Annotated in this window: 12 protein-coding genes; 10 read left to right on the top strand and 2 right to left on the bottom strand. The window is 42.4% G+C overall.

Annotation, left to right across the window (positions count from 1 at the left end; genetic code table 11):
* Positions 1-42: 42 nt before the first annotated feature.
* From lpxD to tilS, 8 genes are all read left to right on the top strand, one after another.
* Complete coding sequence (gene lpxD / locus FR932_RS20820) at positions 43-1053, top strand: UDP-3-O-(3-hydroxymyristoyl)glucosamine N-acyltransferase (protein ID WP_019442090.1); 1011 nt, start codon at positions 43-45, stop codon at positions 1051-1053.
* A 43-nt stretch (positions 1054-1096) separates the two neighbouring features.
* The gene (fabZ, locus tag FR932_RS20825; RefSeq protein WP_019442091.1) at positions 1097-1552 is read left to right on the top strand and encodes a 3-hydroxyacyl-ACP dehydratase FabZ; all 456 of its coding nucleotides are present in this window, start codon (positions 1097-1099) and stop codon (positions 1550-1552) included.
* Positions 1552-2322: an acyl-ACP--UDP-N-acetylglucosamine O-acyltransferase gene (gene lpxA / locus FR932_RS20830; RefSeq protein WP_019442092.1), complete on the top strand. Its 771-nt coding sequence runs from the start codon at positions 1552-1554 to the stop codon at positions 2320-2322. Before fabZ ends, lpxA begins: the two co-directional genes overlap by 1 nt.
* A 25-nt stretch (positions 2323-2347) precedes the next feature.
* On the top strand, positions 2348-3520 hold the full coding sequence (lpxB, locus tag FR932_RS20835) for a lipid-A-disaccharide synthase (RefSeq protein ID WP_019442093.1): 1173 nt from the start codon (positions 2348-2350) through the stop codon (positions 3518-3520).
* A gap of 15 nt (positions 3521-3535) precedes the next feature.
* Positions 3536-4135, top strand: coding sequence for a ribonuclease HII (gene rnhB, locus FR932_RS20840; protein WP_019442094.1), 600 nt, complete (start codon positions 3536-3538; stop codon positions 4133-4135).
* A gap of 80 nt (positions 4136-4215) precedes the next feature.
* Complete coding sequence (gene dnaE / locus FR932_RS20845; RefSeq protein ID WP_019442095.1) at positions 4216-7695, top strand: DNA polymerase III subunit alpha; 3480 nt, start codon at positions 4216-4218, stop codon at positions 7693-7695.
* 66 nt (positions 7696-7761) lie between these two features.
* Entirely contained in the window at positions 7762-8712 is a 951-nt protein-coding gene (gene accA, locus FR932_RS20850) for an acetyl-CoA carboxylase carboxyl transferase subunit alpha (protein ID WP_019442096.1), read from the top strand.
* Between the two features lie 127 nt (positions 8713-8839).
* The gene (tilS, locus tag FR932_RS20855; protein ID WP_240532424.1) at positions 8840-10249 is read left to right on the top strand and encodes a tRNA lysidine(34) synthetase TilS; all 1410 of its coding nucleotides are present in this window, start codon (positions 8840-8842) and stop codon (positions 10247-10249) included.
* Positions 10250-10332: 83 nt separating this feature from the next.
* Here the strand turns inward: tilS and hutZ are convergent, their stop codons facing one another.
* Together hutZ and hutX are read right to left on the bottom strand one after the other, a co-directional pair.
* A complete protein-coding gene (gene hutZ / locus FR932_RS20860) occupies positions 10333-10869 on the bottom strand; it encodes a heme utilization protein HutZ (protein ID WP_019628970.1) in 537 nt (178 codons plus the stop codon).
* A 38-nt stretch (positions 10870-10907) separates the two neighbouring features.
* Entirely contained in the window at positions 10908-11444 is a 537-nt protein-coding gene (hutX, locus tag FR932_RS20865) for a heme utilization cystosolic carrier protein HutX (RefSeq protein WP_019442099.1), read from the bottom strand.
* Positions 11445-11655: 211 nt separating this feature from the next.
* Here hutX and FR932_RS20870 point away from each other — a divergent pair, with 211 nt between their 5' ends.
* A complete protein-coding gene (locus FR932_RS20870; RefSeq protein WP_019442100.1) occupies positions 11656-12513 on the top strand; it encodes a heme/hemin ABC transporter substrate-binding protein in 858 nt (285 codons plus the stop codon).
* Positions 12514-12528: 15 nt separating this feature from the next.
* A complete protein-coding gene (locus FR932_RS20875) occupies positions 12529-13581 on the top strand; it encodes a FecCD family ABC transporter permease (RefSeq protein ID WP_019442101.1) in 1053 nt (350 codons plus the stop codon).
* Positions 13582-13583: the final 2 nt, after the last annotated feature.

A 13583-nucleotide genomic window follows, 5' to 3' on the forward strand; every position in this document is an offset into this window, starting at 1 on the left:
GTAGTAAAATAGTATAAATTTTTATAAGTGGAAAGGTTTAACATGGCAATGACGTTACAACAAATAGCAACGGCAATTCAAGCTGAGCTACACGGCGATGGCAATATCGAGATTAGTACGATTAGTTCGATGCAAAATGCACAGCCGGGTAGTATTACTTTTTTAAGTGATAGCAAATACAGTGCTCAACTCGCTAGTGTTGCCGCTTCAGCTGTCATTGTTAAATCGGATGATCTTGCCGCGTGTAATACCAATGCCTTAGTGATGAAAAATCCGTATGTTGGTTTTGCACTTGTTGCACAGTTACTGGATACAACTCCCGCACCAGCGACAGATATTGCGCCAAGTGCTGTGATTGCAGAGGATGTGGTATTAGGTGACAATGTCGCTATCGGTGCCAATGCGGTTATCGAAACGGGTGTGACGTTAGCGGATAACGTTGTGATCGGTGCTGGTTGTTTTGTTGGTAAAGATACCAGCATTGGTCAGAGCACTAAATTGTGGGCAAATGTTACTATTTACCACAATATTGCCATTGGCAGCGATTGTTTGATCCAAAGTGGTACTGTTATCGGCGCGGATGGCTTTGGTTATGCAAATGATGGCGGAAAATGGATCAAGATCCCACAACTTGGTCGTGTGATTATTGGCGATCGTGTTGAGATCGGCGCATGTACAACGATTGATCGTGGTGCGTTAGATAATACCATTATTAGCGACGGCGTGATTTTAGATAATCAGTGTCAAGTTGGCCATAATGTAGAAATTGGTGAAAACACCGCTATCTCTGGCGGTACCCTGTTAGCAGGAAGCTTAAAACTAGGTAAACAATGCATGATTGGTGGTGGTAGTGTTATCAATGGTCATATGGAAATAACCGATAACGTTAATATCACAGGTATGTCGATGGTAATGCGCCCGATTGATAAAGCAGGTCTGTATTCATCTGGTATTCCGGCACAAACTAATCGTGAATGGCGTCGTCAAACGGCCCGTGTAATGAAAATTGATGATATGCATAAACGCTTATCTAAACTAGAAAAATTAAGCTAAACCTAAGCGCTATAATGCTTTCGTTGCGACAGGAATTAAAATTTTGAGCGAACAAAAAAATACCATCGAAATACAAGAAATCATGAGTCTTTTACCACATCGTTACCCGTTTTTACTGGTTGATCGTGTATTGGATTATGTACCGGGAAAGTCGATCCATGCAGTTAAAAATGTGTCGGTCAATGAGCCGCAATTTACTGGCCATTTCCCAACCAACCCTATTTTCCCTGGTGTATTGATTTTAGAAGCATTGGCTCAAGCATCGGGTTTGTTAGGTTATAAGTCTGATGGCGGTCCAGCAGACAATGAATTGTATTATTTTGCTGGTATTGATAAGGCGCGTTTCCGCAAACCGGTTGTACCTGGCGATGTTTTACACCTACACATAGAATTAATCAAAGAACGCCGTGGTATCGGTCGCTTTACTGCTATTGCAAAAGTAGATGGTAAAGTAGTTTGCGATGCTGAGATCATGTGCGCGAAACGAGAGGCTAACTAGTGATCCATGAAACAGCTATTGTGCATGAAAGCGCAAAAATTGGTAACAATGTAAAAATTGGTCCTTGGACTATCGTTGGTGAAAACGTAGAGATTGGCGATGATTGTGTTATTGCCTCTCATGTTGTTATTAATGGTCCATGCAAAATTGGTAAAGGTAATCGCTTTTTCCAATACGGTTCAATCGGTGAAGAATGCCAAGATCTAAAATATGCGGGTGAACACACACGTCTTGAGATTGGTGATAATAATGTATTTCGCGAAGGCGTCACCATTCACCGTGGAACAGTACAAGACCAGGGTTTAACCAAAATTGGTAGCAATAGTTTATTCATGGTTAATGCACACGTTGCACACGATGTTATGATCGGTGATAACTGTATTTTTGCTAATAATGCGACCTTAGCGGGTCATGTACATATTGGTGATTATGTTATTTTTGGTGGTCACGCGGCTATTCACCAGTTTGGTAAAGTGGGTTCTCATGCCTTCGTTGCCGGTGGTTCGGTTATCATTAAAGATATCCCGCCTTATGTAATGGCATCAGGTCATCACGCTAAGCCTTTTGGTATCAACTCTGAAGGCCTTAAGCGCCGTGGATTTGATGCTGAAGCGATTAAAGCTGTTAAGCGTGCTTATCGTGTATTATTCCGTCAAGGTAATACAGTTGCTGAAGCATTAGCAGCATTAGAAGAAAGTGCAAATGAACAACCAAGCGTTGCTTTGTTTACAGAATTTTTAAAAACCAATGAACGTGGTATTATTCGTTAATCGTATTCTTTATAGATAGCTTACAATGACAACGAAACCATTACGTATTGGTATTATCGCCGGGGAAGTCTCTGGCGATATTTTAGCTGCCGCCCTGATCAAAGAAATTCAATCCCGTCACCCTGATGCTATTTTCGAAGGTATTGCTGGACCACGCATGCAAGCGCTTGGTTTTAATACGCTGTTTGAAATGGAAGAGCTATCTGTTTTTGGTCTTGTCGAAGTACTCGGCCGGTTACCAAGACTGTTTAAAGTAAAACGTGAAGTCCTTGCCCATTTTAAGCAAAACCCACCAGATATCTTTATTGGTGTCGATGCGCCAGATTTTAATATTCCCATTGAATTAAAGCTTAAAGCAGATGGCATAAAAACTGTGCATTATGTAAGCCCTTCGGTTTGGGCATGGCGTCAAAAGCGTGTTTTCAAAATTAAAAAAGCAGTCGATATGGTATTAGCGTTTCTGCCGTTTGAAAAAGCGTTTTATGATGAATATGATGTGCCGTGTCGTTTTGTCGGCCACACGATGGCTGATGCTATTCCATTAGTAGGTGCGGATAAGCAAGCCGCTATTAGTGAACTTAAGTTGGATCCTAAACAGCGTTACGTGGCTATTTTACCGGGTAGTCGTGCAGGCGAAGTTGGATTGCTGTCTGCAAGCTTTTTAGAAACGGCTATTTTGTTAAAACAGCGGTTTAGTGATTTACAGTTTGTGATCCCTATGGTCAATGAAGAACGTAAAGCACAGTTTATCGCGATTAAAGCAGAAGTTGCCCCTGATCTTGAGGTTATTATTTTAGATGGTCATGCGCGTGAAGCGATGGCTGTTGCTGATGCAGTATTGTTAGCGTCGGGTACGGCAGCATTGGAAACTATGTTGATGAAACGTGCTATGGTCGTCGGTTATCGCGTTAAGCCGCTAACTTATAAGATCATGCTACGCTTGATGAAAGCACCCTTTGTATCATTACCTAACTTATTAGCGAAAAAAGAAATTGTCGCAGAGCGGTTACAAGATGATTGCCAGCCAGAAATTTTAGCGGATGAGATGGCGAAGTTGTTAACAACTGATAATGCAGCTCTCATTGAGCATTTTACTGAATTGCATGAGCAAATTCGTTGTAATGCGGACAAACAAGCTGCAGATGCAGTACTTGAATTAATTAATGACAATAATATCCCAGCAATATCGCAGAAATAGAGCAGGTAACTAACAATGTATGATGAAATAATTTATCCAGAAGGGAAACTTGTTGCTGGTGTTGACGAAGTTGGACGTGGTCCATTGGTTGGCGATGTCGTTACGGCTGCAGTGATATTAGATCCAAATAACCCCATTATCGGCTTAACGGATTCAAAAAAATTAAGCGAGAAAAAACGCCAGCTATTGTTCCCTGAAATTAAAGAGAAAGCATTAGCTTGGAGCATTGGCCGTTGTAGCCCTAGCGAAATTGATGAGCTGAATATCTTACAGGCGACCATGGTTGCCATGCAACGCGCAGTAGCAGGTTTAGCGATTCAACCTGAGCATGTATTTATTGATGGTAACCGTTGCCCTGTATTGCCAATGTCTGCTGAAGCTATTGTCAAAGGTGACTTACGCGTAGCCGAGATAAGTGCAGCGTCAATCTTAGCCAAAGTAGTGCGTGATACCGAGATGGAAGCACTGGATAAACGTTTTCCTGAATATGGTTTTTCCCAGCATAAAGGTTATCCAACCAAGGCACATATGGAAAAATTAGCCGAGCTTGGGCCGACAGAAGAATACCGTAAAAGTTTTAAACCTGTGCAACGCGCGTTAGGTTTATTGAAATAAGGTCAGGTGGCAGCGCGCCACTTGCTCGTTATTGTTTCTCGTTTATTTTATCTACTCTCAATTAGCAGAAATTTTTATTTATGGCAGAACCACGTTTTATTCACCTGCACTTACACTCTGAATTCTCAATGGTGGACAGCTTAGTACGTATTAAACGTCTTGCTCCTCGCTTACAAGAACTCAACATGCCCGCAGTCGCGTTAACCGATCAAACTAATATGTGTGCGTTGGTTAAGTTTTATGGTGCGATGGAACGCGCTGGTGTTAAACCTATTATTGGTGCTGACTTTTGGGTACAAAGTGAAGAGTACCCTGAAGAGCAGTTTAAAATCACGGCACTGGCTAAAGATAATAAAGGTTATAACAACATCACAGTACTGATCTCTAAAGCGTATAGCCGTGGTCATGTTGATGGTCGTGCGATTATTGATAAAGCGTGGTTAGCTGAACATGCTGAAGGTATTATCTTATTATCTGGTGCGCGTAACGGTGATGTCGGTAAGGCATTATTAAAAGGTAATGCGGCACTTGTTCAGCAATGCTTATCCTTCTACCAAGCCCATTTTCCTGATAGCTACTATCTTGAGTTGATTCGTACTGGTCGTCCAGACGAAGAAGCGTATCTGCACATGGCTATTGATTTGGCGACCCAGTATCAATTGCCTGTTGTGGCAACCAATGATGTTGTGTTCTTAAACGAAGATGAATTTGATGCGCATGAAATTCGCGTATCGATCCACGATGGTTATACGCTAGAAGATAAGCGCCGTCCTCGATTGTACAGTAAAGAACAATACTTACGCAGTGAAGAAGAAATGTGTGAGTTGTTTGCTGATATTCCCGAAGCATTGGCTAACTCGGTTGAAATTGCCAAACGTTGTAATGCCACGGTACGTTTAGGTGAATACTTTCTGCCTAATTTTCCGACGGGTGAACTTTCGACAGAAGACTTTTTAGTTAAAGTGTCTGAAGAAGGCTTAGTTGAGCGGTTAGATTTCTTATTCCCAGATCCGGAAGAGCGTGAGCGTCAGCGACCTGCCTATGAAGACCGTTTGGATGTTGAGCTGAAAGTAATCAACAACATGGGCTTTCCGGGTTACTTCTTGATCGTAATGGAGTTCATCCAATGGAGTAAGGATAATAATATTCCTGTAGGACCGGGTCGTGGTTCCGGTGCGGGCTCATTAGTGGCTTATGCGCTAAAAATTACCGATCTAGACCCGATTGAATATGAATTACTGTTCGAACGTTTCTTAAATCCAGAACGTGTCTCTATGCCCGATTTCGATGTCGATTTCTGTATGGATCGTCGTGACGAGGTAATTGATCACGTTGCTGAATTGTATGGTCGTGATGCGGTAAGTCAGATCATTACTTTTGGTACGATGGCGGCAAAAGCGGTAATTCGCGATGTAGGACGTGTGCTGGGTCATCCGTTTGGTTTTGTTGATCGTATTTCTAAGTTGATTCCGGCCGATCCGGGGATGAACTTAACCAAAGCATGGGAAATAGAACCACGCCTAGATGAATTATACCAAGGTGATGAAGAAGTACGTGCGCTGGTTGATATGGCACGTATTCTCGAAGGTGTTATCCGTAACGCCGGTAAACATGCCGGTGGTGTGGTTATTTCCCCGACCTTGATTACCGACTTTTCACCACTCTATTGTGATGATGTCGGTAGTAATCCGGTTACTCAGTTTGATAAGAATGACGTGGAAGAAGCCGGATTGGTTAAATTCGATTTCTTGGGTTTACGAACCTTAACCATTATTCAGTGGGCGCTGGATATGGCTAACCCCCATTTAATCAAACAAGGTAAAGAAGCGATCCGTATTGAGTCGATCGATATTACCGACCAGAAGTGTTTTGACTTATTACAACGTTCAGAAACGACCGCGGTATTCCAGCTTGAATCTCGTGGTATGAAAGATCTGATCCGACGCCTTAAACCCGATAGTTTTGAAGATATGATTGCACTGGTGGCTTTGTTCCGACCTGGTCCATTGCAATCGGGCATGGTAGATAACTTTATTGACCGTAAGCATGGCCGAGAAGAAGTGTCTTACCCCGATGCACAGTATCAACATGAATCATTGAAAGAAATTCTTGATCCGACTTACGGTATTATCCTGTACCAAGAACAAGTAATGCAGATTGCCCAAGTCTTATCTGGTTATACCCTCGGTGGCGCCGACATGCTACGTCGTGCTATGGGTAAGAAAAAACCAGAAGAGATGGAGAAACAGCGCGGTACCTTTAAAGAAGGTGCGGTTAATAATGGTGTCGACGGCGATCTGTCGATGAAGATCTTCGACCTGGTAGAGAAGTTCGCTGGTTACGGTTTCAACAAATCGCATTCTGCTGCTTATGCACTTGTATCGTATCAAACACTGTGGATGAAGACGCATTATCCGTCTTATTTCATCGCCGCGGTAATGTCTGCGGATATGGATAATACTGAAAAAGTCGTGACACTGGTTGATGAAGTTGAACGCATGGGCCTTAAGATTTTACCGCCTGATGTGAACAAAGGTCTGTTTAAATTTAACGTAGATGAAGACCAAACTATTATTTATGGTATTGGCGCGATTAAAGGGGTGGGTGAAGGCCCGATTGACGCGATTATTGCAGCCCGTGAAAGTGGTGGCGAGTTCTCTGATTTATTTGATTTTTGTAATCGTGTTGATTTGAAAAAGATCAATAAGCGTATCATGGAAAAGCTAATTTACGCCGGAGCATTAGATAAATTAGGTCCTCATCGCGCCGCGTTACATGCTACCTTACCTGAAGCTATGAAAGCGGCTGCGCAACATGCAATGGCTGAGGCGCATGGCCAAAGCGATCTGTTTGGTATTTTAACCACCGAACCGGAAGAAGTTGAAAGTAAGTTTGCCGATGTACCTGAGTGGCCTGATAAAGTCTGGTTAGAAGGCGAGCGCGAAACGCTCGGTCTTTACCTTACTGGCCATCCCATTAATCAGTATATTAAAGAAGTTAAGCGCTATTCGAGTAACCGCTTGAAAGACGTGAAACCGACTGAACGTGGTAAAGTGGTGACGGCGGTTGGTTTGGTTATTTCTGCGCAAGTGAAAGTGACCAAAAAAGGTACCCGCATGGGTATTTTGGAAATCGATGATAAGAGTGGCCGCTTAAGTGTGATGTTCTTCTCAGAAGCGTTTGAACGTTATGAAGAATATATAGCTAAAGATCGCATTTTAGTGATTACTGGAGAGGTCAGCTTTGACGATTTCAATGGTGGGTATAAGATGACCGCCAGAGAAGTTATGGATATTGAAGCGGCGCGTGAACGTTATGCGCGAGGCCTCACACTACAATTAAATGCAGACAAAATAAATGATGCGTTTATGGGTAAGTTTATGGAAACACTTGAACCTTATCGAGCAGGTACTTGTCCCATAAATATATGTTATCAACGTGCCGATGCCAGGGCGAAAATGACCTTAGGTGTAGAATGGCGAGTATCACCCACCGACGAGCTCCTCTACGGATTAGAGCTGATGTTAGGGTCGGGGAATGTTGAGCTTGAATTTGATTAGTACTGACGCGAGTAAACGTTCGTCATTAGCTATTAGCAATAATATTAGATAAGGAAGCAGTGCCTCATGGCCTTAAATTTTTTAGATTTTGAACAGCCTATTGCAGAATTACAGGCTCAAATCGACGAATTAAAACTTGTATCTGAAAACTCTGATGATGTTGATTTACAAGATGAGATATCACGTTTAGAAAAAAAGAATGCTGAATTAACAAAGAAAATATTCAGTGATATGAAACCTTGGGATGTGGCTAAGATGGCTCGTCATCCTCAACGTCCTTATACACTTGATTATATTGAACATGTGTTCACTGATTTTGATGAACTTGCGGGTGATCGAGCGTATGCTGACGATAAAGCGATTGTTGGTGGTACCGCACGTTTAGACGGTATGACAGTAATGATTATTGGCCAGCAGAAAGGCCGTGATACCAAGGAAAAATTAATACGTAATTTTGGTATGCCACGTCCGGAAGGTTACCGTAAAGCATTACGCTTAATGAAAATGGCTGAAAAATTCAACATGCCTATCATTACCTTCATTGATACTCCGGGCGCATACCCAGGTGTTGGCGCTGAAGAACGTGGCCAGAGTGAAGCGATTGCACGTAACTTGAAAGAAATGGCTGAGCTAACAGTACCAGTTATTTGTACTGTGATTGGTGAAGGTGGTTCTGGTGGTGCATTAGCGATTGGTGTTGGTGATCGCGTGAACATGCTGCAATACAGCACGTATTCGGTTATTTCTCCAGAAGGTTGTGCATCAATCTTATGGAAATCAGCAGATAAAGCGCCATTAGCGGCTGAAGCGATGGGTATCACTGCTCAGCGATTGAAGAGTTTAGATTTAATTAATACCGTTATTACCGAGCCGCTAGGTGGTGCACATCGTGATGTACCGCTAATGGCTGCGAACTTGAAAGAACGTATTAAAGCGGATCTTGCAGAGCTTGCGCCACTTGAGTCTGACACGTTATTAGATCAACGCTATGAGCGCTTAATGTCATTTGGCATGTAAGATACATATCGTGACGCTTTAGCTCACAAATACATTTTAAACCGCTGGTAGCGATATCTGCGGTTTTTTTGTATCTGATGTTTTTGTGGGTATACTATTCAGGTCTATTTTAACTGTGATTATACTTGTGGCTACGAACATCGATATCTTCTCTACATTTCAGAATTCGTTATTCCCGCTAACGGCGAGACCGTTGCAAATCGTACTTGCCTATAGCGGTGGCTTAGATTCGCATGTGTTATTACACTTACTTAGCCGCTACAAAGAATTATATCCGCAGCATGACTATCTTGCCGTCCATGTCCATCATGGTTTAAGTGATAATGCCGATGCGTGGTTGGCGCATTGCCAATTAACCGCCGCGGCTTTAGATATTAATTTGATCGCTGAAAAGGTTGTCCTTAATGTTGGCTCTCGTGAAAGTTTAGAAGCGAAAGCGCGTACTGCACGCTATGAAGTAATAGCTAAACACCTTAACGGTGAGTCACTGTTATTACTAGGACAGCATCTCGATGATCAGCTGGAAACTTTCTTGTTACAGCTCAAGCGTGGTGCGGGTGTAAAGGGGTTATCGGCGATGGCTGCCAATATGCCTTTTGCATTACAAAAAAACGGTCAAATAGTCAGACCTTTACTCACTCAGCCGCAACAAGCGCTGGTAGATTATGCTACGCAAGCTAATCTAAGCTGGGTTGAGGATGAAAGTAATAATGACGCCAGTTATGATCGTAATTTCTTACGTCATCAAATTATCCCCAGCTTAAAACAGCGCTGGCCAAACATTGCACATACAGTTCATCGTAGTGCTCAACTCTGCGCTGAGCAGCAAGCACTAGCTGATGAAATTGCAGAACTGGATCTTATTCGTTGCCAGCAGCCGTTCTCCGGATTAAAAATCAGTGAGCTGGTTAAGTTATCTAAAATTCGCCGTAACAATGTCATTCGTTTTTGGCTTACTTTACAATTTTTACCTATGCCAAGTCGTCATCATTTAGATAAGCTATGGCAAGAAGTGGTGCATGCTGCTGCTGATGCCAATCCACAATTAAGTTGGCAGGCAGGAGAGTTTCGCCGTTATCAAGGTGTGCTTTATAATCAGCAGAAACATGCGCAGTTAAAAGACTTCGTTATCACGCTTAAACATACCCAAAATCAAGTCATTCCGTTACCGGATAATATTGGGTTATTACATTTACAGAGTGAACCAATCGACGCCTTACAAACACAATCGCGAAAGAATGATGAGATTGCTACGGATGAAGCAGTTGATGCATACCATATAGGCATGTTTATCAAAAAACCGTTAGATAATGAGGAGGTGACGATTCGTTTTCGCGGTGAAGGGAAATGTCACCCCATTGGACGTAGTGGTTCGCGTAGTATGAAGAAATTATATCAAGAATACCAAATAGCGCCTTGGTTACGGGATCGCATTCCGTTAGTTTATTATGATGAGCAGTTGGTGTGTGCGATTGGACTTTGGGTGTGTAAAGGTTACGCAGAACAAGAGGGCTTACATTGGTATATTACTCGTTAATCAGAGATACGGTTTGAAGTATAAAAAAGCAGATGAACATATATCATCTGCTTTTTTATCCGGGCCTTTTTCTAACGCGTTATTTAAGCGTTAACTTCTTCTTTTATCTGCTTATGGCCTTGCTCAAGATGTACGAAATCAATATCGTCATTGCCATTCACTGTATAGGCTTTACCGAAGCCTCTCACATAGCGGCCTTTTTGTGGCTCGATACGGAATAAACGGAAATCGCTTAATCCACTTAAGTTGCTAACAATTTCACCAAAGCGCGCTTCCAGTGCTGGAATGGCGAGTGCCCAAGATTCACTTTCTCGAGACATCACTTCTGCATTGGCTTTGTATGTTAGGCGATGGCGGGCGAAGATTTGTTTCGCGTCCTGCTCATCTTCTAATAACATGAATGATAGGTTTTTATTAACCAATAGATTCTGAGTATGCTCAGCAATTTCACTGATTAAGATATAATAGCCGTCAGCTAAACGCACAAAAGGCGCATAACTAATATGTGGGAAGCCATCTTCGCTTAATGTCGATAATACTAATGTTTGACGCTCTTCTCTAAACTCTGCAATTTTTGGCTGTAAGCGATTCTCTAAACGTTCTTGTTTGTTCATTATCATGATCTGAGTGTCCGTTATTTGTGTTTAATTCGTTACTTTTAATTAGCTACTATCGCAATTTTTTCGTCGCTGACGGCCTGGGTTGATAGCGCGTTAAAACGTACTATTTGTTCTGGATTGACGTCACCATCTTGATTTCGTCCGAGGTAAATTTTAAATACGCTGTTACCGGCATGATCGAAGAACTGCACGTAGTAACTTAATTTACCGCGTACTTTACGGGTAAGTAAGGCAATCGTTGAGAGGTTATCGAGTTTAAGGTGACCTTGCAGGCCGTCACTTTCATGAGATAGATTGTAATAACCGTAAGCATTTTTGCCTTTTGGTAAAGGTGCTTTCACTTCAAAAACAAAACCAGATACTTCAATAATACACGTCACTTTTCCCCAGTCTGCAATATCGCTTAATAAGCGCTGCGCTTGTTCTGCAGGTAGTAACTTAACTTCTTGCTCTGGCAGTGCATGAATAACCTGCAGCTCCGTGCAATTAAGCTCAAGGGCAATTTCAATGCTTCTTAATCGTGGCTTGTCTGCCATTAACTGATGGATTGCATCTCGGTTGGTGTTCTCTTGCATAGTGTAAGCCTTTAAGTGACCTTATCATTAGGTTATGACAGCAGACTAATATAACTGTAATGATAATGCAACCAATTCTCATTTGCATTATCGGGGTTTGTTATTTACACTAGCGAGCAAATATTCGTTAAATAAGCATAGTCTAGGCTGGGCGGTGACTCTATTTAACGAGATAACTTAATCATAAAATTAACACTGGGTTGGAATTAGCATGAATAGGGTTTTGGTTAGCGCTTGTTGTTTATTATTGTCATTTACGAGTATGGCTGAAGATCGCATTATTAGTGCTGGTGCGGGTGTGACTGAGTTACTCATCGCGTTAGACAAGCAAGATGATTTGGTTGCGGTTGATGTAACCAGTCGTTACCCGGCTGTGGCGAAATTACCAGTGGTTGGTTATCACCGTCAATTATCAGCGGAAGGGTTATTATCATTAGCACCTGACATACTGATCGGCAGTAGTGAAATGGGACCACAGTCGACGCTTGATCTATTATCGCAAAGTGGTGTTGATGTTATGGTGTTACCGACAGAAACAACAACAGAAAACCTACTCGATACTATTACCTTATTGGGTAATAAATTAGATAGAAAATCACAAGCGACACAATTAATTTCGCAATTAGACCGCGATATAACGACGCTGGAAGAAAATAATCTGAAAATTAAGCACACGAAGAAAATGTTATTTTTATTGCTTAATGATAAAGGCACTTACACTGCAGCAGGGAGTAATACGACTGCACATTCGGTGATGACATTGGCTGGCGCAGCTAACCCTGCGGCGGAACTTAATTCTTATCAAGCATTATCTGCTGAAGCCTTTTTGGCTATGGCGCCTGACAGTATTTTAGTCAGTGGTCGTCACTGGCAGAAATATCAAGATATCGATACTTTAATTGCGGCTATGCCGTTATTAGCAGAGACTCCCGCAGGCCGTAATAAAGCCATTTATGTTATCGATGGCAGTGCATTAATCGGTGGGTTAGGGTTAAACAGCATCGAGCAAGCAAAGCAATTACAGGGTAAGTTATACCCGAATTTATCTACAACTTTAGATCTAAATTAAAGTATAAGGGCGTATATGTTTGTTAATAGCCGCTGGCCATTACTTTTACCTGGTTTTGTTTTATTGAGTCTTGCCTCTATGGTTGTGCTGTCTGTTTCTGTTGGGCCGATGGCAATCTCGTTTGCTGATAGTATCAAGGCATTATTAGTTGACTGGGTTAACTGGCAAGCCCCTGTGAGTGCTCAAAATGCTATTGTAATCAGTAATATTCGTTTACCTAGGACACTACTTTGCTTGTCTATCGGTGGCATCTTGGGATTAACTGGCGCGGTGATGCAAGGGGTATTTCGTAACCCGTTAGCCGACCCCGGTATTATCGGTGTCAGCAGTGGTGCGGCGCTGGGTGCTGGACTTGGCATCGTCATTTTTGCTGATTTAATGGTGGATTTGCCGGATTGGTTACAGCTGAGTACCGTTTCTTTTTTTGCATTTACCTTTGCCTTAGCGGTGTGTTTATTGGTCTATAAACTCGGCACCAGCAGTCAAGGCAGTTCAGTGGTGGTCATGCTGCTTGCTGGTGTTGCTATTAGTGCTATCGCGGGCGCGGGAATGGGGATGTTAACGTATATTGCCGATGATCAAAGTCTGCGTGATTTGAGCTTATGGCAGATGGGTTCTATGGCGGGGAGTAATTGGATTAGTATTATCATTAGCAGTATTACCTTGGTATTTTTGTTGGTGGTATTTATGTCATCCGCAAAAGCATTGAATATTCTATTGTTGGGTGATGCTGAAGCGGTACACCTTGGTATAGATACTGTCAGGTTAAAACGTCGTTTAATTTTTTGCTGTGCGATTGGACTCGGTGTCGCAGTTTCGATTGCCGGGATGATCGGGTTTATTGGACTGATTATTCCGCATTTGGTACGTTTGCTTGTCGGTCCGAGCCATCAGCGCTTATTGCCATTATCTGCCATGCTAGGTGCATTGTTATTGTTACTTGCTGATATTATCGCGCGTACGGTAATGGCGCCAAGTGAAGTACCTGTCGGAATTATCACGGCATTATTAGGCAGTCCGTTCTTTATTATTTTATTGCTCCAACAACGTGCGAAGTTAGGGATATAGTT

It is taken from the genome of Moritella marina ATCC 15381, assembly GCF_008931805.1.
In the GTDB taxonomy this organism is placed as follows: Bacteria; Pseudomonadota; Gammaproteobacteria; order Enterobacterales; family Moritellaceae; genus Moritella; species Moritella marina.

Bases quoted from the DNA above. Each gene is read 5' to 3' on its own strand.
- lpxD (WP_019442090.1), top strand. From the start codon at position 43: ATGGCAATGACGTTACAACAAATAGCAACGGCAATTCAAGCTGAGCTA.
- lpxB (WP_019442093.1), top strand. From the start codon at position 2,348: ATGACAACGAAACCATTACGTATTGGTATTATCGCCGGGGAAGTCTCT.
- rnhB (WP_019442094.1), top strand. From the start codon at position 3,536: ATGTATGATGAAATAATTTATCCAGAAGGGAAACTTGTTGCTGGTGTT.
- dnaE (WP_019442095.1), top strand. From the start codon at position 4,216: ATGGCAGAACCACGTTTTATTCACCTGCACTTACACTCTGAATTCTCA.
- accA (WP_019442096.1), top strand. From the start codon at position 7,762: ATGGCCTTAAATTTTTTAGATTTTGAACAGCCTATTGCAGAATTACAG.
- hutZ (WP_019628970.1), bottom strand. From the start codon at position 10,869: ATGATAATGAACAAACAAGAACGTTTAGAGAATCGCTTACAGCCAAAA.
- hutX (WP_019442099.1), bottom strand. From the start codon at position 11,444: ATGCAAGAGAACACCAACCGAGATGCAATCCATCAGTTAATGGCAGAC.
- FR932_RS20870 (WP_019442100.1), top strand. From the start codon at position 11,656: ATGAATAGGGTTTTGGTTAGCGCTTGTTGTTTATTATTGTCATTTACG.
- FR932_RS20875 (WP_019442101.1), top strand. From the start codon at position 12,529: ATGTTTGTTAATAGCCGCTGGCCATTACTTTTACCTGGTTTTGTTTTA.